Source organism: Sporichthya polymorpha DSM 43042 (assembly GCF_000384115.1).
Taxonomy (GTDB): Bacteria; Actinomycetota; Actinomycetes; order Sporichthyales; family Sporichthyaceae; genus Sporichthya; species Sporichthya polymorpha.
This window is the reverse complement of record NZ_KB913029.1, coordinates 4,402,560-4,423,080: the sequence shown is the minus strand read 5'-3', so window position 1 is coordinate 4,423,080 and position 20,521 is coordinate 4,402,560. Positions and strand designations below refer to the sequence as shown.

The window sequence follows — 20,521 nt, the reverse complement described above, 5'->3', positions numbered from 1 at the left end:
GCTAGTTGTTCATCTCGGTGAACAGGACGATCCAGAAGGCAGCGTAGAGCCCGAGTGTGAGCATGGCGAACATGTACCAGTAGGTCGATTCGACCGCGCCGTCGTGAGCTCGGATGCGGCCCCGCTCACGAATCTCCTCGTCACTGAGAGCAGCGACACCGGAGGAGAAGCTGCGGTCCATGGTGGCCAGGACGTCGGACTTGAGGTCGTCCGCGATCTCCGTCTCCAGGTTGGACTGCACGCGCTGCGGTTCTGCTATCCGTGTCATGTCGCTCGCTCCTTCCGGTGCCGTTCGTGGTGCCATCGGCGGTACGTCGCTGGTGGCCCTCGTGCGCCACTTCTTCAGCACTTCCATTCTCGAGCCGAGCGGTCGACAAGGTCAGAGCGGGAACTTCCCGCTTCCTGGACAATCCTTCGATCCGCGAGTGGTGCGGGTCACGTGGCGGCCCGGGATGGCCGACGAACTGACTCGGCGTCGATCTGCTGCGAGGTCTCGCCGACGCACCGGGCCGTCCAGCACACTGACCCCATGCGGTGTGCGGTTCCCCGGGTCGCGGCCCGGACCGGCGCGCTCATGTCGGCTTTGCTCCTGCCGGTCCTGGCGGCAACGTCGGCCGCGGCTCTCGGGCCGGCGCCGGTGACCGGGTCCGCGTGCGTCCGGACGGCGGACGCCACCGTGACCTGTCGGTTCGCCGCGGGGGATCCAGGCCCTCGTCGACGCGAACATCCTGCGGCAGATCACGCTGGGCCGACGTAATCGTGCCTTCGAGGCGCCCGAGGTGATCGCGGCGTTCGCCGCGCTCGAGCGTCAACTCGCCACGCCTGGCCAGACCGCCGATAATGTACGTTATGTCAAGTAATGCAGGCATGCGGATCCCCTTGTGACCTGGAGGGATGCACCACCGCTCAGTTGAGAGCCGGCACGACGGCCAGTCCGCGAGCTACTGCGCCCTCCCGGAGCCGCTGGTCCCAGGCCACGAACAACACGGTGGCCGTCGACATCGTCTCGGCGCTGGCGAGATGGACGGCATCGCCGCCCCGCAGGCCGTGTCGCGTCGCCAGATCTCCGGCGGCGAACGCGATCGGCTCACTGAGTTCGACGACGAACACCTCCGACCAGATCTCGGCCCAGAGCGTCTCGGCGTCCGCCAGGGCTCGGCGTCCCAGTCGGCCGGACCGGCCTGCTGCCGCCAGTGCGGCACGGACCTCCGGGTACGCGAGCCGACTGGAGACGGCGACGTCGCACGAATCCCACAGCGTCGCGGCGAGCTCGGACTCGTCCTCGGTCAGCACGAGCTTCACCAGCGCACTGCTGTCGAAGTACGCGACAGCCACGGCGGGTCAGCGTCGCTGCTCGGCGACGGCGTCCGAGATCGGCGGCCCTGGGGTCGGACGAATTCGTTTGAAGTTCCTGCTGGGTGTGCGTGGATTCTTGGCCGGTGTCAGCACGCCGTCCCGGACGAGTCGTTCGACCAACGATGCGGATTCGACCGGGCACAGCCTTGCGACCGGCGTGCCCCGATCGGTGATCACCACCTCGTCGCCGGCCTGCGCACGGGCGATCCAGGCCGCCAGGTCGGCGCGGAGCTTGCTGATCGGAACGTCCACCCCAGAATCGTACATTTGCTACTCCCCCTGATGTACATCCTTTGTCTCCCCGACCAGAACCGCGTCAGGCGCGAATCTGAGCGTCGACCAGTCGACCCAGCAGTCGTCCTGGAGGGTCGCGACCTCGGCGCCGCAGGATGCGCACAGCTGATTCGGTCCGTCGAGCCCGTCACGCCGGCAGCACCCATTGAGGCGCATGGCGTCGTCGTGCTCCCGCAGGCCCACCGCATCGGCCGGGTTGACGACCAGCGACCGGTGCGTCCGGCGCGACACGCCCCGCGGGTCGACCGCGTACGTCCCGGGCGGCATCAGCGGGTGCACGTCCTCCGGGTGCTCAGGGGCCACCCAATCCGGCAGCGGAATCTCGACCAGGTCGCGCGTGAGCTCCGCGCCGCACCGGGCGCAGCGGAGGCGGGTCACGTCAGGGTGTGCGGCCGGTGAACGCGATGAGCCGGGTCTGCTCGTCGGCGTCCGCCGGCACCTCGACCTTCGGGCCGAACGCGCCGCCCTGGCGCATCATCTCGTCCATGGGCTGCATGAAGGTGAACAGCCGATTCACCTCGTCGGCGTCGAGGGTGTCGTCCTGGCCCGTCGCCCGGGACAGGTCCCAGGTGTGGATCAACACGTCGCCGACACCGAAGATGGCAATCATCTCCTCGATGGTCCGCGTCCCGGCCGGGCTCTCGACCTTCTTGCCGGCGATCGCCGGATCGGCGAGAGCGCCGAGGATCGTGTCCCGTGCGGCCTTCCAGGCGCCGACCGGGTCCTCGTCGACCGATGGGCCACCCTTCGCCGGCGAGCCCAGGAAGAACTCGGTCGTGCCGACGATGTGCCGGATGATGTCGCGCGCCACCCAGCCCTCGCACGGGCTCGGGCTGTCCCAGGCGTCCGCGGGCACGCGTTCGACCCGCTCCGTGAATGCCGCCGCCACCTTCCGGTAGCGCTCGGCCGTCGTTGAACTCGCTGTCTCGGTCATGACCCGAACCTAAGCCCGGCCACCGACAGCCGCCTAGCCTGCGAGGCATGGCGCAGGCAATCGTGCTGGCTCCCCGACTCCGGCTCGTGCCGCTGGCACCGGAGCATGTGGAGCACAGCGTCCGTCTCGACGCCGACCCCGAGGTGATGCGTCACCTCACCGGCCGCGGCCGCACCCGCGAGGAGGCCGTCGAGGCGCACCGTGCGCTGCTGGCCCTCGCCGACCGTGTCCCCGGCCTCGGCGTGTGGGCCGGGTTCGCCGGCGACGAGTTCATCGGGCGCTGGACGCTCGAACCGCCGCACCGCGACGACCAGGGCCCGGTCGCCGGCCAGGCCGAACTCGGCTACCGCGTCCGGCGCGAGTGGTGGCGGCAGGGCTTCGCGTCCGAGGGCGCCCGAGCCCTGCTGCGCCACGGCTTCGTCGATCTCGGGCTCGCGCGGATCTTCGCCGAGACGATGGCGGTCAACGTCGCCTCCCGCCGGACGATGGAGGCCGTCGGACTGCGGTACGTCCGGACCTTCCGGCTCGACTTCCCCGACCCGCTCCCCGATTCCGAGCTCGGCGAGGTCGAGTACGCGATCACCCGCGAGGAGTGGCATGCGCGTCAGGCGTTCTGACGGGCCCTACCGTTCCGTGGGTGCCCGAGCCCGAGTTCCTGACCGCCACCCGCAACTCCTACGACGAAGTCGCCGAGACCGTGGCCGAGGCCTGGCGCCGCGACCTCGACGTCAAACCCTGGGACCGCGCGGCCCTTGCTGTCTTCGCCGAACTCGTCGGCCCGGGCGGCCGTGTCGCCGACGTCGGTTGCGGGACCGGGCGGGTGACGGCGTGGCTGGCGGCCCGCGGCCTCGACGTCTTCGGGATCGACCTCTCCCCCGGAATGCTGGCCGTGGCGAGACGTGACCACCCCGAATTGTCTTTCTCCGTCGGCGACATGACGGACCTTCAGCTCCCAGCCGACTCGCTGGACGGGCTGCTCGCCTTCTACTCGATCATTCACGTCCCGCCGGCGCGACTGCCGGACGTGTTCGCCGGGTTCGCCCGTGCGCTCGCTCCTCGTGGGCACCTGCTGGTGGTCTTCCAGACGGGCGACGGGGTGGTCCACTACGCCGAGGGGTACGGGCACTGCATCGACCTCCACTTCCACCGGCGGACCTGCGCCGAGGTGGCGAACCTGGCCGAGGGTGCCGGTCTCGTCGTCAGCGCGCGACTGGAGCGCGAGGCGGTCGAGCGCCACGAACGCACTCCGCAGGGCTACGTCCTGGCCCGAAAGCCGGACGCCGGAATTAGTTGACGCTACAACTTGTTGGCGAGGGTGACCGACCGTCGAGATGTGGAGCGCGCAATGTCCTCGATCATGGCCCCCGAGGTCCCCGGCGCGGCGCTGGACGCCTTCCTGCGGGACGTGGCGCCCCGCACCGCCGAGCGCCGGCCCTGGACGCCCGCCGACGGGCCGATGCCCGCGCTGTACGTCAGCCACGGCGCCCCACCGCTGTTCGACGATCCGCACTGGATCGACCAGCTCTTCACCTGGGCGCAGCGGCTCCCGGTGCCGCGCTCGATCCTGATCGTCAGCGCCCACTGGGAGTCCGCGCCGATCAGCCTGAGCGCAACCGGGGCCGCGACTCCCCTGGTCTACGACTTCGGCGGCTTCGCGGCCCGCTACTACAACGAGCGCTACGAGACCCCGGACGCCTCCGCGCTGGCGCGCCAGGTCGCGGCCGTGCTGCCGGACACCGAGCCCGTCCACGTCCACCCGCGGCGCGGTCTCGACCACGGCGCCTGGGTGCCGCTGAAGATCCTCTACCCGGACGCGGACATCCCCGTGTTGCAGCTGAGCCTGCCGACCAACGCTCCGGACAAGCTGCTCGACCTCGGCCGGCGCCTGCGTCAGCTGCGCTCGGAGGGCGTGCTCGTCATCGGTTCCGGCTTCATGACCCACGGCCTGCAGTTCGCCACTCGCGAGATGTTCTTCTTCAACCAGGTTCCGGGCTGGTCGGCCGACTTCGACGCCTGGGCCGCCGACGCCCTCGCCCGCGGCGACGTCGACGCCCTCGCGAACTTCCGCCGCGCCCCGGGCATGCCGTACGCCCACCCGACCGTCGAGCACTTCACGCCGCTGTTCGTCACCCTCGGCGCCGCCACCGACCCCGAGACCCCCGCCCTGACCCTGATCGACGACTTCCAGTTCGGTTTCGCGAAGCGTTCGCTCCAGGTGGCCTGAACCCTCATAACGTCAGCGGGATCGAGCGCTATGACGCGCGGTCCCGCTGACGTTGTGGTGTGTCAGCGCGCGACGACGCCGTCGACGTAGTACCAGCGGCCGCCCTCGCGGACGAAACGGCTGCGTTCGGTCTGGACGCCGGCGTCGTGGGTGGCGCGGAACTCGACCAGGCCGGTGGTGTCGAACACGCCACCGCTGGCGGAGGTCACCTCCAGGCCGAGCCACCGGATGTCCGGGTCGAGGTTCAGCTTGCGCGGCCGCGTCGACGGGTGCCAGGACGCGAGCAGGTAATCGGCGTCCCGGAGGACGAAGGCGCTGTAGCGGGAGCGCATCAACGCTTCCGCGGAAGCGGCCGGGGCGTCGCCGCGGTGCAGCGGGCCGCAGCACGCGTCGTAGGGCGCCGGGGCGCCGCACGGGCAGGGGCGGGGCGGCATGACAGCAGACCGTACTCACGCGCCGTCCCCGGGTGCGGTGAGGGCGGGTGTCGCCGCGCGCGATACGGATGAAACGGATCGGAAACACGCGGCGGCTTCCCTGGCAGGGTGAGCCCCCACTCCCCCTCGACCGAGCGTGTCCGCGGCGTCTGTTCCTACTGCGGCGTGGGCTGCGGCATCGTCCTCGAGATCGGCCGGGACGAAGCCGGCGGGCGGCACGTCCGCTCCGTCACCGGGGACACCGAGCATCCGGCCAACCGCGGACGCCTCTGCACGAAGGGCGCGACGAGCGCCGAGGTCGCCTGCGCGCCCGGGCGGCTCGAGACCGCGCTGCTGCGGCCCGAGCGCGGAGCGACCCCGATCGCCGTCGGGGTGGACGACGCGATCGCCGAGGCCGTCGCCCGCCTGCGCGCGATCGTCGACGAGCACGGACCGGACTCGGTCGCGCTCTACGTCTCCGGGCAGATGACGACCGAGGCGCAGTACCTCTCCAACAAGCTCGCCAAGGGTTACCTGCGCACCAACAACATCGAGTCGAACTCGCGGCTGTGCATGGCGAGCGCCGGCGTCGGCTACAAGCAGTCGCTCGGTTCCGACGCCCCGCCCGGGTCGTACGACGACTTCGACTCCGCCGACGTCTTCCTCGTGATCGGCTCGAACATGGCCGACTGCCATCCGATCCTCTTCCTGCGGATGATGGAGCGGGTCAAGGCCGGAGCGAAGCTGGTCGTCGTCGACGTCCGCCGCACCGCGACCGCCGACAAGGCGGACCTGTTCCTCCAGGTGCGCCCCGGCACGGACCTCGCGTTGCTCAACGGGCTGCTGCACCTGATCGTCGCGAACGGCGACCACGACCCCGACTTCATCGCCGAGTTCACGACGAACTGGGACGCGGTTGCGGCGATGCTGGCGGACTACGCCCCGGCCCGGGTCGCGGAGATCACCGGTCTGGCCGAGGCCGACCTCCGCACCGCGGCGGCGTGGATCGGCGGCGCCGCCAACTGGATGACCTGCTGGACGATGGGCCTCAACCAGTCGGTCCAGGGCACGTGGAACACCAACGCGATCTGCAACCTGCATCTCGCGACCGGCGCCATCTGCCGGACCGGCTCCGGCCCGTTCTCGCTCACCGGCCAGCCGAACGCCATGGGCGGCCGCGAGATGGGCTACATGGGCGCGGGGCTGCCCGGGCAGCGCGCCGTCCTCTCCCCCGACGACCGTGCGTTCGTCGAGAACATCTGGAACCTGCCGGCCGGGACGCTGCGCACCGACGTCGGGTCGGGCACTGTCGAGCTGTTCGGGAAGGCCGCCGCCGGGGAGATCAAGGCGATCTGGGTGATCTGCACCAACCCCGTCGCCTCGGTCGCCAACCGCAACGCCGTGATCGCCGGGCTCGAGGCCGCCGAGCTCGTCATCGTCCAGGACGCCTTCACCGACGCCGAGACCAACGCCTACGCGGACATCGTCCTGCCCGCGGCGCTGTGGACCGAGGTCGACGGCGTCTTCGTCAACTCCGAACGGAACCTGACGCTGCTTCAGCCGGTGGCCGACGCGCCCGGCGAGGCGTTGCCGGACTGGGACCTGATCGCGCGCATCGCCCGCGGGCTGGGCTTCGTGGAGGCGTTCACCTACGACAGCGCCGAGCAGATCTTCGACGAGCTGCGGGCGTTCGCGAACCCCGCCACGGGCTACGACCTTCGCGGCGTCACCTACGACCGGCTGCGCAGCTCCCCCGTCCAGTGGCCCGCTCCCCCGGACGACGACGAGGCCCGTCACCCGATCCGCTACCTCAACGACGGGCGCAGTCGCGCGCTCGTCACCCACGAGGACGGCACGACCCCGCGCCTGGCGTTCGCCACCCCCGACGGCCGCGCGGTCTTCCACGCCCGCCCCCACGTCGGGCCGGCCGAACTGCCGGACGCCGAGCACCCGTTCGTCCTCACGACCGGACGCGTCCAGCACCAGTGGCACACGCTGACCAAGACCGGAAAGGTCCCGCGGCTGGCGAAGCTCAACCCCGGCCCGTTCGTCGAGCTCCACCCCGACGACGCCGCCGCGCTGGGCCTCGCCGCCGGTGACCGGGTCGAGATCACCTCGCGCCGCGGACGCGCCGTGCTCCCTGCGGTGATCAGCGACCGCATGGCCCCGGGCACCTGCTGGGCGCCGTTCCACTGGAACGACGCGTTCGGCGCCGACCTCGCGATCAACGCCGTCACCAACGACGCCGTCGACCCCGCCTCCTTCCAGCCGGAGTTCAAGGTCTGCGCCGTCGCCCTCGCCCGCGTCGCCCCTGCACTGGAGATGTCATCTCCAGTGGGGTCGGCGCTGGCGGGCGCGCTCGGGCTGGGTGAGGTCATCGGGGCGGAGTTCACGGCGCCGGAGTTCACGGCGCCGGAGTTCACGGCGCCGGAGTTCACCGCGACGCAGCGGCAGTACCTGGCCGGACTCACGGTCGGGCTGGCCTCGCCGCAGGCGCGGCCGGGGACGCCGGTGCTGCCCGCGGACGCGCCGTTCGACGACGAGCGCCGGGCCTGGGTCGCAGGGCTGCTGGCCGGGCTGTTCTCCCGCGACACCGCTCCGGCCGGGGCCGGCACTGAAGATGTCATCTCCAGTGCGGCGGCACCGGCGGAGACCGTGGTGCTCGCCTGGGCGTCGCAGACGGGGAACGCCGAGGACTTCGCGAGCGGGGCGGCGGCCCTGCTCGCCCGGGACGGTCTTCCCGTCCACCTCACGGGAATGGACGACCTCGACGTCGCGACGTTGCCGCAGGTCACGACGTTGCTGGTCGTCACCAGCACCTTCGGCGACGGCGACGCCCCCGACAACGGTCAGGGATTCTGGGCCGGGCTCAGCGCGGTCGACGCGCCCCGGCTGGACGGCGTCCGGTTCGCCGTGCTCGCCTTCGGGGACCCCAACTACGCCGAGTTCTGCGGCCACGGCCGCCGCCTCGACGCCCGCCTCGCCGAACTCGGCGCGACCCGCCTCGCGGACCGCGTCGACGCCGGACCCGACGACCGCGCCCGCGCCGCCAACTGGCTGACCGCCGTCCGCGACCTGCTCCGCCCCGACGACGACCGCCCCGGCGACGACCGCCCGGAGCCCCCGCCGGCTGCGCCCCCGCCCGGGGCGCAGGCGCGGCCCGTGGTCCGCCCGGTCGCGGTGACGCTCCCGCCGTCGGTGCCGCTGCCCGCGCCCGATCCCGGCGCCGAGTACGTCTCCCCCGACGTCCAGCCCGACGTCGAGCAGAACGGTCTCTTCACCCGCCGGCAGCCACTGCCGACGCGACTGGTCACGAACCTCGCCCTCAGCGGGGCCGGTTCGGCGAAGGACGTCCGGCAGTTCGGCTTCGCGCTCGAGGACGGCTGCGCCTACGAGGTTGGCGACGCGCTCGGGGTCTGGCCGAAGAACGACGCGGCGGTGGTCGACGAGTGGCTCGCGGTCACCGGGCTCGACGGGGACGCCGTCGTCGCCCTCGACGACCGGCCCGAGACCGACCTGCGCACCGCCGCGCGTGAGTACCTCGACATCGTCCGGATCACCCCCGACCTGATGAAGTTCGTGAACGAGCGTCACCCCGACCGGGACCTCGCCCGTCTGCTGCGCGCTAACAACAAGATCGCGCTCGAGCAGTGGCTCTGGGGCAAGCAGGCGATGGACCTGCTCGGCGAGTACCCGGTCCGCGCCGCGACCGAGGACTGGCTCGAGGTGATCCGCCCGCTCACGCCGCGGCTGTACTCGATCTCGTCGAGCCCCAAGGAGTCCCCGCGCGAGGTGGCGCTGACGGTGTCGGCCGTGCGCTACGCCTACGAGGGGCGGGCCCGGCACGGCGTCTGCTCGACCTTCCTCGCCGACCGCTGCGCCGACGAGACCGTGCCGGTCTTCCTCCAGCGCTCGCCGCACTTCCGTCCGCCCGCCGACGGCCGGACGCCGATGATCATGATCGGTCCCGGAACCGGGGTCGCGCCGTTCCGCGGCTTCCTCCAGGAGCGCCGCCAGCTCGGGCACCACGGCCGCAACTGGCTCTTCTTCGGCGAGCAGCGGTCCGCGACCGACTTCTACTACCGCACCGAGCTCGAGGAGATGTACGGCGCGGGTCTGCTGACCCGGCTCTCGCTCGCGTTCTCGCGCGACCAGCGCCAGAAGGTCTACGTGCAGGACCTGATGCGCGACGCGGGCCGTGAGTTCTGGCGATGGCTCGACGCCGGTGCGCACGTCTACGTGTGCGGCGACGCCGGACGCATGGCGAAGGACGTCCACGCCGCGCTCATCGAGATCGTCCGCGACCACGGCGGTCTCGGCGATCGCGCCGAGAATTACGTCCGCAGCCTCGTCACCCAGCGGCGTTACGTGCGCGACGTGTACTGACGCCGAGTCAGGTCAAATCCCGGAGCGTCCGCTTCTCGATCGGCTTGTCCGCGGCCTGCTCCGGTGTCAGGGGCAGGACGCGGTGGACGAAGACGCCGGGCAGGTGGACCTCGTCCGGGTCCAGCGCCCCGACCTCGACGAGCTCCTCGACCTCGGCGATCGCGACCCGGCCGGCCATCGCCGCGACCGGGTTGAAGTTCCGCGCCGCGCGGTGGAAGACGAGGTTCCCGTGCCGGTCGCCCTTGATCGCCCGGACCAGCGCGAAGTCGGCGAAGAAGGCCTGCTCGAGCACGTACGTCCGCGTCACGCCGTCGACGGTGAACTCGGCCGTCGGCCGCGGCGGCGACGAAGCAACGACGTGGCCCTCGGTGTCGTAGCGCCACGGGATGCCACCGGTCTCGACCAGAGTCCCGCCGCCGGCCGGGGTGTAGAACGCCGGGATGCCCACGCCGGCGGCGCGGAGGCGTTCGGCGAGCGTCCCCTGCGGGATCAGTTCGACCTCGAGCTCACCGGCGAGGTACTGCCGCGCGAACTCGCGGTTGTCCCCGATGTAGGAGGCGGTCATGCGCGCGATGCGGTGCGCGTGGAGGAGCTTGCCGAGCCCCATCTCCCCGACGCCGCAGTTGTTCGACGCGACGTGCAGGTTCGTCGTCCCCTGCGTGTGCAGGGCGTCGATCAGCACCGCCGGGACGCCGCAGAGCCCGAACCCGCCGACGGCGAGCGTCGCGCCGTCGCCGATGTCCGCGACCGCCTCCGCCGCCGACGCGACCGTCTTGTCCATCAGGGCCGATCCGGCGCGGCGGGGGCCGGGAGCACGAGCGAGCGCATCAACCGCGCGAGGTCGGCGGCGGGGTCGAGGGTCAGACCGGTGTGCACCGGTCCGGGCTGGATCACGGTGCTGCGCGGTGCGGTCAGCCACCGGAAGCGCTTGCCGAGGTCCTCGGCCGCGACCGGACCGGCCCCTGAACCGCCCGCGCACACATCGGCCGCGGTCGCCAGCGCGCGCTCGATCGCGGCGACGTCCGCGCGCCCGTCCAGGACCCGCAGGCGTTCGACGTCGAGATGGGTCTCCGCCGCCAGGTAGTCGCGTGCCCGGCAGTACAAGAGCACCCCGCCGTTGATGAACTCGCCGCGTTCGACGCGGGGCACGACCCGCAACAGGGCGTACTCGAAGCTCACCCGCCCGCTCACGCCCGGCCTCCCCGCCCGCGACGGTCCAGCCACGCGGGTCGGTTGCTGCCACGCTCCGCGATCACCGGCCCGGCCGCCGCGGCCTCGGCCAGCGCCGGGAGCCACGCCGACTGGGCGTCCAGCCGTGCCCGCAGTCGCGCGACGTACGCCGCCCGCAGTTCGTCCGGCGAGCGCTCGTCGTCCGCCACCAACCACTCGTCCGGCACCACGGCGAGTACCGAACGCAGGAGGTCGTCCGTCACCCGCGGCGCGCAGATCTCGGCGGCCGCGGTGACGTCGGGGGTGAACCGGACCAGGGCGTGCTCGCCGATGTCGTACGGCCGGGCGACCGAGGCTTCGGCCCGCGTCCAGTCGTGATGGAACGTCAGAGCGGCGCCGTGGTCGATCAGGATCAGCCGGTCGTGCCAGTGCAGCATGTTCGGGTTCCGCCACGAGCGGTCCGCGTTCTGAACGAACGCGTCGAACCAGAGCACCTGGCCGGCGAGGCCGAGGTCGCGGTCGAGGTCGGCCGGGTCGAAGTCCAGCGCCCCCGGCAGGTAGTCGACCCCGAGATTCAGACCGGCACTCGCCTTCAGCAGCGCCTGGATCTCCTCGTCCGGCTCCCCCGGGGCGAGCGCCGGGTCGAGCTCGATCGCCACCAGGTCCGGCACCGGCAGCTCGAGCGCCCGGGCGAGGCCGGCACAGATCACCTCGGCGACGAGCACCTTCGGGCCCTGACCCGCGCCGCGGAACTTCACGACGTACGTGCCGAGGTCGTCGGCCTCCATCAGCCCGGGCAGCGACCCGCCCTCGCGCAACGGGGCCACGTACCGCGTCCCGACGCGGACGGGCAGAGCGGCTTCTGGGGAGTTCACCCGCCGAAGTCTGCCTCAGCCGGCGGCGAGCTGCTCCTTGACGTCGGTGGCGTAGGCGTCGACGTACTCCTGGCCGGACAGCTCCCGGATCGCCCGCATGATGTCGTCGGTGATCTCGCGGTAGAGCCGGGCGTCGCGCTTGCGGCCGTCGTACTTGGCGAGGTCCATCGGCGGCCCGAACTTCACCGCGACGGGGTGCCGACGCGGCCACACCGTGCCGGGCGGCTGGACCTCGAAGCTGCCGATCATCGCGCAGGGCAGCAGCGGCGCCCGCGTCTCCAGCCAGAGCCGGGCGACCCCGACGCGGCCCCGGTAGAGCCGGCCGTCCGGCGACCGCGTGCCCTCGGGGTAGATGCCGAGCAGGTTGCCCTCGGCCAACACCTCGGCCGCGGTCGCGATGGCCGCGAGACCGGCGCGGCCGCTCTCCCGGTCGACCGGCTTCTGGCCGAGCGCGTTGAAGAAGCTCGCGGTCAGGCGGCCCGCCACCCCTTGGCCGGTGAAGTACTGCGCCTTGGCGAGGTAGATGACCTTGCGGTTGAGGACGTGCGGGACGAAGAAGTGGTCCGAGAACGACACGTGGTTGCCGGCGAGGATCGCGGGGCCGCTCGTGGGCACGTGCTCCAGGCCGCTCACCGTCGGCTTGAACACCGCCTGGACCACGGGTCCCAGGAAGATTTTCATCCCCCTGTAGAGCACGGCGGAACCTCCCGGGCGGCCGGAGCCATCGACTGCGCGGGGCGCAGCTCCCCGTCACCGGCAACTCTAATGGTCGGCCGCGACCGCTCGGTCGGGTGCTCGCCGGCTACGTGCCGGCGAGCCGGGACCGCGCGAACTCGGCGAACCAGCGGACCACGGCGGGGTCGTCCACCGCCGCGAGGTTCGCCGCCTTCTCGAGCGGGACGCCCTGCAGCAGGCGCTTGATCGGCACCTCCAGACGCTTGCCGGTCAACGTGTGCGGGATGGCGGGCGCCGCGATGATCTCGTCCGGGACGTGCCGCGGCGTCCGCTTGGTGCGCAGCTCGGTCCGGATCGCCGCGATCAGCTCGTCGTCGAGCTCGTAGCCGGGCGCGGGAACCACGAACAGCGGCAGGTAGTACCCACCGCCCGGCTGCTCGACGCCCAGGACCAGCGTCTCCTGGATCTGCGGCATCGCCTCGAGGACGCCGTAGAAGTCGCTGCTGCCGAGCCGGACGCCGTCGCGGTTCAGCGTGGCGTCCGAACGGCCGTGGATGACGACCGAGTTGTCCTCGTACAGCGTGATCCAGTCCCCGTGCCGCCACACGCCCGGCCACGGGTCGAAGTACGAGTCGAGGTACCGCGCGTTGTCGGTGTCGTTCCAGAGGTGGAGCGGCATCGACGGCATCGGCCGCGTGATGACGAGTTCGCCCACCTCGCCGGTCACCGGGTTGCCGTCGTCGTCCCAGGCCGCGATCGCGGCACCGGCGAGCGGACCGGAGATGCGGCCGGCGCGCACCGGGAGCAGATCGTTGCCGCCGACGAACGCGCCGCAGATGTCGGTGCCGCCGCTGGTGGAGTCCAGGCGGACGTCCGCGGAGACGTTCTCGTAGACCCACGGGTACCCCGCGGTCGGCAGCGCGGAACCGCTGACCTGAATGGTCTGCACGCAGGAGAGGTCGGCCCGCTCCTTGGGCACCACCCCCGCGTTCTGGGTGGCGGTCACCAGCGCGGCGCCGAGGAAGAACACCTTCGCGCGGACCAGGCCCGCCGCCTCCCACAGCACACCGAAGTCGGGGTACCCCGGGCTGCCCTCGTAGAGCACGATGGTGGACCCGGCGGCCAGCCCGAGCAACTGGGAGTTCCAGAGCATCCAACCCGTGGTCGTGTAGGTGAAGTAGGTGTCACCGGGACCGAGGTCGGCGTAGAGGTGGGCCCACTTCAGACCCTCCATCAGAATCCCGCCGTGCCCGTGCACGAGGCCCTTCGGCATCCCGGTCGTGCCCGAGGTGAACAGCACCCAGAGCGGGTGCGAGAAGTCGGTCTGCTCGAACTCGAGCGGTGCGGCCGCGGCGACCGCGTCCGCCCAGGCGGTGACCGCCGGCCCGTCGGCCGCGTAGGCCGGCAGCGGCTCGCCCGGGAACGCGTAGGACACCTGTACGACCTGACGCACCGTCGGAAGGCTCGCGGCCAGCTCGACCGCGACGTCGCGGCGGTCGATCGTCCGACCCTGCCAGTGGTAGCCGTCGCCGGCGATCAGCACCGTCGGCTCGAGCTGCGAGAGCCGCGCGATCGTGCCCTCGGAGCCGAAGTCGGGCGAGAGCAGGGCCCACACGGCACCGACCGACGCGGCGGCCATGCAAGAGATGACGGCGTGCTCGATGTTCGGCAGGTAGGCGGCGACCCGGTCCCCCGGCCGGACGCCGACCGAGCGGAGCCAGGCGCCCAGCGCCGCGACGTCGCGCCGGAGCTCCCCGCGGGTCACGGTGCGTGGCTCCAGCTGCCCGCCCGCCGCGGGCTCCTTCAGGCAGATCAGCGCCGGGTCGTCGTCGGTGCCCGGCCGCAGACACCGCTCGGCGAAGTTGACGCTCGCCCCGGGGAACCAGCGGACGCCCGGCATCGTGTCGCCCTCGCGCACCGCGGTCCACGGGGTCGGCGACCGCATGTCGACGAAGTCCCACATCGCCGCCCAGAAACGGTCGGTCTCCTCGACCGACCACGCCCACATCGAGTCGTGGTCCGGGAAGTTCCGGCCCTCACGCTCGGAGAGCCAGGTCAGGAAGCGCGCCATGGTGGAGGCGGCGGCGCGCTCGGGCGAGGCCTGCCACAGCACCGGGCCGAGATCGTTGGCGGCAGCGGGGCTGGTGACCTGCGACATGAAACCTCCCGGGAAGACGGCGTCGGAGCCATTCTTTCCTCTCGCGCCGGAATCGCCCCTGAGAGGCGGGTCAGGTCGGTACGGCAGAATTCGCCCGTGCGCGACAGACTGCGGTTCCGTTCCCGGCGTGTCCTCGCGGCCGCGATCACCCTGGCGGTCCTCGGGACCGTTCCGGCCTGCGGCGGTGACGGGGGGACCTCGACGCCCGGCCCGGACTCCACGCAGGCGGCGACCGCGCCCGACCTGGGCCTCGCGATCACGCCGTCGGCCTACCCGGACCCGTACACCGGGGCCGTGGACGCGGCCGCGCAGGCGCCGGAGCTGGCGCTGGTGCTGGCCCGGGGCATCGCGAAGGCGGAGAAGATGTCCGGGGACGTGAAGTCCCCTGCCTCCGACCTGGCGGCGCAGCTGACGTCCTTGCTGGCCACGCACGTGTACGCCGTGGGCTCGGCGGTCAGCACCGTCTACCAGACCGACCGCAAGAGCAAGCAGTCCGAGGCGGCCTGGGCCGCGGTCGAGGCGAACTCGACGGCCCTGATCAAGCTGGTGCGCTCGCTCGGGGCCGAGGCCCTGGGCACGGGCGGCCGCGGGGGCAAGGGCACCTCCCGGCTCGCCCCGACGGCCGACACCCCGCCCCCGAGCGCGCCACCGGCCAATCCGGGCGAGAAGGGAAAGAAGGGCAAGGACGAGTCCCCCTCCCCGCGCCCGACCGCGACCGAACCGCCGTTCGACCTCGACGAGTACGACTTCGCGAAGGCCTGGCGCGAGCACGTCGGCCTGCTGACCGACTACGCGCTCGCCGCCCGGGGGCAGAACGAGAGCGACCAGGGGACCGCACGGCGCCGTCTCGACGGCTGGGCGTCGCAGGCCGGTCAGTACTTCCGCGCGATCACCGAGGGCCGGCTGTCCTCGTACACCGTCCGGACGGACCTCGGCGACTACCTCGACGCGATCACCGAGGCGATCGACGGCATCGCGAGCCGGGACGGCGAGAGCTTCGTCGCGCTGCGCGAGGGCGCCGACGCGATGCCCGAGATCTCGCAGCGTCTCGCGGGGGGACTCGCCGCGGCCACCGACCGGAAGGGCAGCGTCACCGACGCCGCCGCCGAGCTGCGCGCGAACCTGACCGCCACGATGACCGGGCACTCCTACCTGACCGTCATGGCCTTCCAGGTCGCGGTGAAGGCCGGCTCGGCCGGGCTGGTCGGCACGAACTACCGCCGCGTCCAGGTCAGCCTCGACGACAACTCCAAGCAGATCGCGGAGCTGGTGAAGGACCTCGGCGGACCGTTCAAGGAGGCCGAGTTCCTCCAGGGCTGGCGCATCCACCTGCGCGACCTGGAGAACTACACCCGCGGGCTGCTCGACGGTGACCTGGCGGTCCGGCGCACCGCGGCCGACGCCCTGAACACCTACCTGGGCACGGTGTCGAAATTCCTCAAGAACGTGACGAAGGGGGCGGTCCCCGCCGAGGCCGTGGAGGAGCGCCTGCGCGCTCAGCTCGCCGCGATGATCGGGGCGGTGGACGCCCTCGAGGCGGCCTTCCGCTCCAACTGACGCCGACTGACTCCCGACTGACATGGACACCAATCCGGGCGGGTTCCGGCCCCGAACATCGGACATGAGCTCCGGTCCCGTCCCGCTGCCCACGGCCCGCACGGCGCCGGCGGAAGTGCCCGAACGCCTCGAGGACCTGCTGGTCCGCGTCGCGCGGGGCGACACCGCCGCGTACGAGGCCGTCTACACCCGCGTCTCCGGACCGGTCTACGGCCTGGTCCGCCGCGTCCTGCGGGACCCCGCGCAGTCCGAGGAGGTCGCGCAGGAGGTGCTCGTCACCGTCTGGCGCACTGCGTCGCGCTTCGACGCGAACCAGGGCTCGGGCATGTCCTGGATCCTGACGATGGCCCACCGTCGCGCGGTCGACCGCGTCCGTTCGGAACAGGCCGCCACCGACCGCACGCGCCGGCTGGCGCCGCAGTCCTACGAACCCGCCTACGACGACGTCTCCGAGGCCGTCGAGACCCGCCTGGAGAAGGAGGCGGTCCGGCGCTGCCTGGGTTCGCTCACCGACCTGCAGCGCGAGTCCGTCGGGCTGGCCTACTACGGCGGCTACACCTACCGTGAGGTCGCCGAGCTGCTCGACGTCCCGCTCGGCACGGTGAAGACCCGGATGCGCGACGGACTCATCCGCCTGCGCGACTGCCTGGGGGTGACCGCGTGAGTACCGCCGACCTGCACCTGCTGACCGGCGCCTACGCGATGGGTGCCCTCGACCCGGCCGAGGCCGAGGAGTTCGGGGCGCACCTCGACAGCTGCGCCCAGTGCCGCGAGGAGGTGGCCGAGCTGGCCGCCACCGCGACCGTGCTCGGCATCGCCGCCGCCGAGACTCCCCCGCCCGGTTTTCGCGAGCGCGTGATGGCCGAGGTCGCCACCACGCGCCAACTACCTCCCGTCGTGACGCCGCTGGAGTCCGTCGGTCGCCGCCGGGGCCGGCGCGACTCCCGGGTCCGCCAGTGGACGCTGGGTGCCGCCGCCGCCGTCACGGTCGTCGCGCTCGGGGTCGGCACCTGGGCGCTGACGCTGAGCGAGGAGAACTCCGAGCTCCGCCAACGCAGCGAACTGATCGCCGCCGTGCAGACCGCGCCGGACTCCCAGTCCGTGTCGGCGAAGGCCGGCGAGGCGACCGCCGCCGTCATGATGTCGCGCAGCGCGGGCGCGATGGTCTTCATGGCGCACGGCCTGCGGGACCCCGGCTCCGGCCGGACCTACCAGATCTGGCTGCTCGGCCCGGGGTCGTCCGTCCGCTCCGTCGGCACGTTCGACACCGACGGCGGCGACAACACGACGCGTGTGATGAAGGGCTTCCCGGACCAGGCGACCGCGCTCGCGGTCACCGCGGAGCCGGCGGGTGGCTCGGACCGGCCGACGACGTCGCCGGTCCTCGCGGTGAACTTCCCCAGCGGGGCCTGAACCGTTCAGCGGGCGTTCGCCCGGGGGTGGGCGTTCGACGACACCGGCGAACGCCTGCCCGACGGGCAGGTGGTTCCGCCGCGGCGTCAGCCGGTGCGGCGGGCCCGGCGCTGAGCGAGCTCGTCGGTCGCGTCGTCCGCCGTCGCGTCCGGGCGCTCGCCGGGGAGCTCGGCGAGCGAGCCCTCGACCTCCTGCCAGACGCGGCCGACGGCGATGCCGAAGACGCCCTGACCGCCCTGGAGCAGGTCGACGACCTCGTCCGCGGAGCCGCACTCGTAGACGGTGGCGCCGTCACTCATCAGGGTGAGCGTCGCGAGGTCGGAGACGCCCCGATCGGCGAGGTGGCTGACGGCCTGGCGGATCTGCTGGAGCGAGACCCCGGCGTCGAGCAGCCGCTTGACGATCTTCAGGACGAGGATGTCGCGGAAGCCGTAGAGCCGCTGCGTGCCCGAGCCGGTGGCCGGGCGGATGCTCGGCTCGACCAGGCCGGTGCGGGCCCAGTAGTCGAGCTGGCGGTAGGTGATGCCGGCCGCGGCGCAGGCCGTGGGACCGCGGTACCCGATCTCCTCGGTCAGCGAGGTGATCTCGGGCTCGAACAGCAGGCCCTGCTCGCCCGCTGCCAGCACTGCGCGCGAGTCCGGCGCGGCGCCGGTCGCGGGGGTGCCCGGGGTGTCGCTCACGGCGCCTCCTGCCCTCTCCCGGTGCCTCGTAATTACACCGGGGACGTTTGACTCCTTGACGGTAAGCGGGGTGCCGGGACCCGTCAACGCAACTCGCCGGTCCAGCGTGGTGCTGGTGGGGCAGTTGTTACTGATGTGACTGAGTCCGGCTCACCGCCGTGGAGTCGTGCGGCGGGGTCGACGGGCTCAGCCGGACGTGTCGAAGTCCTCGGGAGAGATCTGGTCGAGGAACTCGCGGAACTTCTCGACCTCGTCCTCCTGCTCGTCCGGGATGGCGATCCCGGCCTCGTCGAGGACCTCTTCGCTGCCGAAGATCGGGGTGCCCGTGCGCAGGGCGAGAGCGATCGCGTCGGAGGGGCGGGCGCTGACCTCGACCCCGCCGGAGAAGTGCAGCTCGGCGTAGAACACGCCGTCGCGCAGACCGGTGATGCGGACCTGCTGGAGCTCCTGACCCAGGGCCTGCAGGACGTCGCGGAACAGGTCGTGGGTCATCGGCCGGGCGGGCACGACACCCTGCTGGGCGAACGCGATCGCGGTCGCCTCGACGGCACCGATCCAGATCGGCAGGTAGCGCTCCCCCGCCATCTCGCGCAGGAGAACGATCGGCTGGTTGGCGGGCATTTCCACGCGGACACCGACGACGTCGAGCTGGTTCACACCCGCCACAGTACCCGGGCTCAGGGGCTCAGGGTGTGCCGAAGACCAGCCTGAAGAAGGGCCGCGTGAAGTCGCGCGAGGCGGGTGGCGATCTCGGCGGCCGTGTCGCGGCTGCGCTCGAGTCCGGCGCTCCCCCGCCGCCGCGTGTTGGGCTGCACGACGAGCTGTTCGACCAGCCCGACCTCGCGGTCCGCGGCGCCCTTGAACGAGCGCAGATGACGCGGTTCGAGCCCGAACCGGCCCAGCTCGGCGACGATGCGCGCGATAGTGACGTCATCGCCGTCGTAGTAGCCGCCCCGGCGCCGGTGCAGCAGTCCGGACTCGTCGATCGCGGCCAACTGCTCGGCGTCGAGCCCGGTCTCGTCGAGCATCTGCTCGCGGGTGAGTCGGACGTCGGACGGGGCGAGGTCGAAGCGCGGCCCGCCCTCCGGCGGACCCGGTTCGGCCAGGTCGCCGTGGCCGGCGTCGATGGCCTCGAGCTGATCCTTGATGACCCGTAGCGGCAGGTAGTGCGCGTGCTTGGCCGTCAGGACGTACCGGAGCCGCTCGACGTCCTGCGCCGAGAACTTGCGATAGCCGCTCGGCGTGCGGGCCGGCTCGACGAGACCGGCGGCCTCGTAGAAGCGGATCTTGGAGATCGTGAGGTCGGGAAAGTCCGGACGCAGGCGGTTGAGCACCTCACCGATGCTCAGGTGCGAGCCCTCGGCCGGCACCGCCGCGCTCAACTCGAGCTCTCCGAACCGGCCCCTTCACCCGGTGCCCCCGGCGCCGAGGCGAAGAAGACGAGTCGGTACTTGCCGATCTGGACCTCGTCGCCGCCGGAGAGGACGGCCTCCTCGATCCGCTCGCGGTTGACGTAGGTGCCGTTCAGGCTGCCCGCATCCTTCACCCGGAAGGACCCGTCGCCGACGCGATGGAAATCCGCGTGCCGACGGGAGACGGTCACGTCGTCGAGGAAGATGTCGCTGTCCGGGTGCCGGCCGGCGCGGACCGATTCGGAGTCGAGCAGGAACCGGCTGCCGGACTGCGGGCCCCGCTGCACGATGAGCAGCGCCGAGCCCGGCGGCAGGGCGTCGACGGCGGCCTGGTCACCGGGCGAGAGCAGGCCGGCCTCGGCCTCCACCTCGAGTCCCGCGATCGAGATGCTCGAGGTGTTCTCCGCGCCGTCGGGCCCGGAGGAGGGCAGCGCGGAGCCACAGTTCGGGCAGAACCGCGCGTCGTCGGGAGGCCGGTGGCCGCACTGGCTGCAGAACATTGCTCCGGCCTTTCCCTGTACCTGAGGTTGAGCGTCCACGAAACTTATGTGCCCGAGAATCGAGGGTCAACCGAGGAGATCACTCGATCCCGGCGGCGTACTCCGACGCCGACAGCAACTCGTCGAGCGCGGCCGTGTCGTCCGGCCGGACCTCGAACATCCAGCCGCCGCCGTAGGGCTCCGCGTTCACGAGTTCGGGCGCGGTCTCGATCGCCGAGTTGACCGCCGCGACCTCGCCCGAGATCGGCGCGTAGATCTCGCTCACACTCTTCGTGGACTCGAGCTCGCCGCAGGGCGAACCGGCCTCGATCTTGTCGCCCGGCTGCGGCAGGGAGACGAAGACGATGTCGCCGAGCTGGGACTGCGCGTGGTCGGTGATCCCGACGCGCACCGTCCCGCCGTCGGTGAGCTGCGCCCACTCGTGCTCGGCGGTGTACTTCAGGTCGTCGGGGACGGACATCGCGGCCTCTCGGT

The 20,521-nt window shown here is 71.9% G+C and carries 23 protein-coding genes; 7 read left to right on the top strand and 16 right to left on the bottom strand.

The features are described 5' to 3' along the window. Position 1: 1 nt before the first annotated feature. From SPOPO_RS0121540 to SPOPO_RS0121520, 5 genes are all read right to left on the bottom strand, one after another. Positions 2-268: a hypothetical protein gene (locus SPOPO_RS0121540; RefSeq protein WP_156870107.1), complete on the bottom strand. Its 267-nt coding sequence runs from the start codon at positions 266-268 to the stop codon at positions 2-4. A 638-nt stretch (positions 269-906) separates the two neighbouring features. Further along, the gene (locus SPOPO_RS0121535; protein ID WP_019877158.1) at positions 907-1,335 is read right to left on the bottom strand and encodes a type II toxin-antitoxin system VapC family toxin; all 429 of its coding nucleotides are present in this window, start codon (positions 1,333-1,335) and stop codon (positions 907-909) included. A gap of 6 nt (positions 1,336-1,341) precedes the next feature. Further along, positions 1,342-1,608 (bottom strand): type II toxin-antitoxin system Phd/YefM family antitoxin, encoded by a 267-nt coding sequence (locus tag SPOPO_RS0121530; protein WP_019877157.1) that lies wholly within the window; start codon positions 1,606-1,608, stop codon positions 1,342-1,344. 18 nt (positions 1,609-1,626) lie between these two features. Continuing rightward, positions 1,627-2,028: a hypothetical protein gene (locus SPOPO_RS0121525; protein WP_019877156.1), complete on the bottom strand. Its 402-nt coding sequence runs from the start codon at positions 2,026-2,028 to the stop codon at positions 1,627-1,629. Position 2,029: 1 nt separating this feature from the next. Further along, positions 2,030-2,584: a TIGR03086 family metal-binding protein gene (locus tag SPOPO_RS0121520; protein ID WP_019877155.1), complete on the bottom strand. Its 555-nt coding sequence runs from the start codon at positions 2,582-2,584 to the stop codon at positions 2,030-2,032. 47 nt (positions 2,585-2,631) lie between these two features. Here SPOPO_RS0121520 and SPOPO_RS0121515 point away from each other — a divergent pair, with 47 nt between their 5' ends. Genes SPOPO_RS0121515 through SPOPO_RS0121505 form a run of 3 tightly spaced genes read left to right on the top strand, consistent with a single transcriptional unit; the run spans position 2,632 to position 4,808 of the window. Continuing rightward, a complete protein-coding gene (locus SPOPO_RS0121515; protein ID WP_028985000.1) occupies positions 2,632-3,201 on the top strand; it encodes a GNAT family N-acetyltransferase in 570 nt (189 codons plus the stop codon). A gap of 20 nt (positions 3,202-3,221) precedes the next feature. Further along, on the top strand, positions 3,222-3,878 hold the full coding sequence (locus SPOPO_RS0121510; protein ID WP_019877153.1) for a class I SAM-dependent DNA methyltransferase: 657 nt from the start codon (positions 3,222-3,224) through the stop codon (positions 3,876-3,878). Positions 3,879-3,929: 51 nt separating this feature from the next. Beyond that, on the top strand, positions 3,930-4,808 hold the full coding sequence (locus SPOPO_RS0121505) for a dioxygenase family protein (RefSeq protein ID WP_019877151.1): 879 nt from the start codon (positions 3,930-3,932) through the stop codon (positions 4,806-4,808). 62 nt (positions 4,809-4,870) lie between these two features. Here SPOPO_RS0121505 and SPOPO_RS0121500 read toward each other — a convergent pair whose 3' ends face one another. Continuing rightward, positions 4,871-5,242: a YchJ family protein gene (locus SPOPO_RS0121500; RefSeq protein WP_019877149.1), complete on the bottom strand. Its 372-nt coding sequence runs from the start codon at positions 5,240-5,242 to the stop codon at positions 4,871-4,873. A 108-nt stretch (positions 5,243-5,350) separates the two neighbouring features. Between SPOPO_RS0121500 and SPOPO_RS0121495 the strand changes: the two genes are divergently transcribed. Next, on the top strand, positions 5,351-9,607 hold the full coding sequence (locus SPOPO_RS0121495; protein ID WP_028984999.1) for a bifunctional nitrate reductase/sulfite reductase flavoprotein subunit alpha: 4,257 nt from the start codon (positions 5,351-5,353) through the stop codon (positions 9,605-9,607). Positions 9,608-9,614: 7 nt separating this feature from the next. Here the strand turns inward: SPOPO_RS0121495 and SPOPO_RS0121490 are convergent, their stop codons facing one another. The 5 genes from SPOPO_RS0121490 to SPOPO_RS0121470 form a co-directional block, all read right to left on the bottom strand. After that, entirely contained in the window at positions 9,615-10,388 is a 774-nt protein-coding gene (locus tag SPOPO_RS0121490) for a CoA transferase subunit A (protein ID WP_019877147.1), read from the bottom strand. Then, entirely contained in the window at positions 10,388-10,798 is a 411-nt protein-coding gene (locus SPOPO_RS0121485; protein ID WP_019877146.1) for a DUF3037 domain-containing protein, read from the bottom strand. The genes SPOPO_RS0121490 and SPOPO_RS0121485 overlap by 1 nt, the downstream gene beginning before the upstream one ends. After that, positions 10,795-11,652 carry a HipA family kinase gene (locus SPOPO_RS0121480; RefSeq protein WP_019877145.1) on the bottom strand — a complete coding sequence of 286 codons (858 nt, stop codon included), beginning with the start codon at positions 11,650-11,652 and terminating at the stop codon, positions 10,795-10,797. Before SPOPO_RS0121480 ends, SPOPO_RS0121485 begins: the two co-directional genes overlap by 4 nt. 15 nt (positions 11,653-11,667) lie before the next feature. Then, the gene (locus SPOPO_RS0121475; protein WP_245541736.1) at positions 11,668-12,333 is read right to left on the bottom strand and encodes a lysophospholipid acyltransferase family protein; all 666 of its coding nucleotides are present in this window, start codon (positions 12,331-12,333) and stop codon (positions 11,668-11,670) included. Between the two features lie 121 nt (positions 12,334-12,454). Then, positions 12,455-14,485 carry an acetoacetate--CoA ligase gene (locus SPOPO_RS0121470; RefSeq protein ID WP_019877143.1) on the bottom strand — a complete coding sequence of 677 codons (2,031 nt, stop codon included), beginning with the start codon at positions 14,483-14,485 and terminating at the stop codon, positions 12,455-12,457. 96 nt (positions 14,486-14,581) lie between these two features. On the opposite strand from SPOPO_RS0121470, the gene SPOPO_RS0121465 reads away from it, so the two are divergent. From SPOPO_RS0121465 to SPOPO_RS0121455, 3 genes are all read left to right on the top strand, one after another. Then, positions 14,582-16,042: a hypothetical protein gene (locus SPOPO_RS0121465; protein WP_019877142.1), complete on the top strand. Its 1,461-nt coding sequence runs from the start codon at positions 14,582-14,584 to the stop codon at positions 16,040-16,042. A gap of 64 nt (positions 16,043-16,106) precedes the next feature. Further along, complete coding sequence (locus tag SPOPO_RS0121460) at positions 16,107-16,706, top strand: sigma-70 family RNA polymerase sigma factor (protein WP_019877141.1); 600 nt, start codon at positions 16,107-16,109, stop codon at positions 16,704-16,706. Beyond that, positions 16,703-17,455, top strand: a complete 753-nt coding sequence (locus SPOPO_RS0121455; protein WP_019877140.1) for an anti-sigma factor — start codon at positions 16,703-16,705, stop codon at positions 17,453-17,455. The genes SPOPO_RS0121460 and SPOPO_RS0121455 overlap by 4 nt, the downstream gene beginning before the upstream one ends. Before the next feature lie 86 nt (positions 17,456-17,541). On the opposite strand, the gene SPOPO_RS0121450 is transcribed toward SPOPO_RS0121455, so the two are convergent. The 5 genes from SPOPO_RS0121450 to gcvH all read right to left on the bottom strand — a co-directional run bounded on the left by SPOPO_RS0121450 (position 17,542) and on the right by gcvH (position 20,507). Beyond that, on the bottom strand, positions 17,542-18,135 hold the full coding sequence (locus SPOPO_RS0121450) for a MerR family transcriptional regulator (protein WP_019877139.1): 594 nt from the start codon (positions 18,133-18,135) through the stop codon (positions 17,542-17,544). Between the two features lie 186 nt (positions 18,136-18,321). Continuing rightward, positions 18,322-18,792: a bifunctional nuclease family protein gene (locus SPOPO_RS0121445; protein ID WP_019877137.1), complete on the bottom strand. Its 471-nt coding sequence runs from the start codon at positions 18,790-18,792 to the stop codon at positions 18,322-18,324. A 20-nt stretch (positions 18,793-18,812) separates the two neighbouring features. Then, complete coding sequence (ftsR, locus tag SPOPO_RS0121440) at positions 18,813-19,517, bottom strand: transcriptional regulator FtsR (protein WP_211210940.1); 705 nt, start codon at positions 19,515-19,517, stop codon at positions 18,813-18,815. Further along, positions 19,514-20,047, bottom strand: coding sequence for an FHA domain-containing protein (locus SPOPO_RS30985; RefSeq protein ID WP_019877135.1), 534 nt, complete (start codon positions 20,045-20,047; stop codon positions 19,514-19,516). The genes ftsR and SPOPO_RS30985 overlap by 4 nt, the downstream gene beginning before the upstream one ends. Positions 20,048-20,126: 79 nt before the next feature. Continuing rightward, entirely contained in the window at positions 20,127-20,507 is a 381-nt protein-coding gene (gene gcvH / locus SPOPO_RS0121430) for a glycine cleavage system protein GcvH (RefSeq protein WP_019877134.1), read from the bottom strand. Positions 20,508-20,521: the final 14 nt, after the last annotated feature.

Excerpts from the sequence above, each read along its gene's own strand:
- SPOPO_RS0121540 (WP_156870107.1), bottom strand. The coding sequence starts at position 268 with ATGACACGGATAGCAGAACCGCAGCGCGTGCAGTCCAACCTGGAGACG.
- SPOPO_RS0121520 (WP_019877155.1), bottom strand. The coding sequence starts at position 2,584 with ATGACCGAGACAGCGAGTTCAACGACGGCCGAGCGCTACCGGAAGGTG.
- SPOPO_RS0121515 (WP_028985000.1), top strand. The coding sequence starts at position 2,632 with ATGGCGCAGGCAATCGTGCTGGCTCCCCGACTCCGGCTCGTGCCGCTG.
- SPOPO_RS0121505 (WP_019877151.1), top strand. The coding sequence starts at position 3,930 with ATGTCCTCGATCATGGCCCCCGAGGTCCCCGGCGCGGCGCTGGACGCC.
- SPOPO_RS0121500 (WP_019877149.1), bottom strand. The coding sequence starts at position 5,242 with ATGCCGCCCCGCCCCTGCCCGTGCGGCGCCCCGGCGCCCTACGACGCG.
- SPOPO_RS0121490 (WP_019877147.1), bottom strand. The coding sequence starts at position 10,388 with ATGGACAAGACGGTCGCGTCGGCGGCGGAGGCGGTCGCGGACATCGGC.
- SPOPO_RS0121475 (WP_245541736.1), bottom strand. The coding sequence starts at position 12,333 with ATGAAAATCTTCCTGGGACCCGTGGTCCAGGCGGTGTTCAAGCCGACG.
- SPOPO_RS0121470 (WP_019877143.1), bottom strand. The coding sequence starts at position 14,485 with ATGTCGCAGGTCACCAGCCCCGCTGCCGCCAACGATCTCGGCCCGGTG.
- SPOPO_RS0121460 (WP_019877141.1), top strand. The coding sequence starts at position 16,107 with ATGAGCTCCGGTCCCGTCCCGCTGCCCACGGCCCGCACGGCGCCGGCG.
- SPOPO_RS30985 (WP_019877135.1), bottom strand. The coding sequence starts at position 20,047 with ATGTTCTGCAGCCAGTGCGGCCACCGGCCTCCCGACGACGCGCGGTTC.
- gcvH (WP_019877134.1), bottom strand. The coding sequence starts at position 20,507 with ATGTCCGTCCCCGACGACCTGAAGTACACCGCCGAGCACGAGTGGGCG.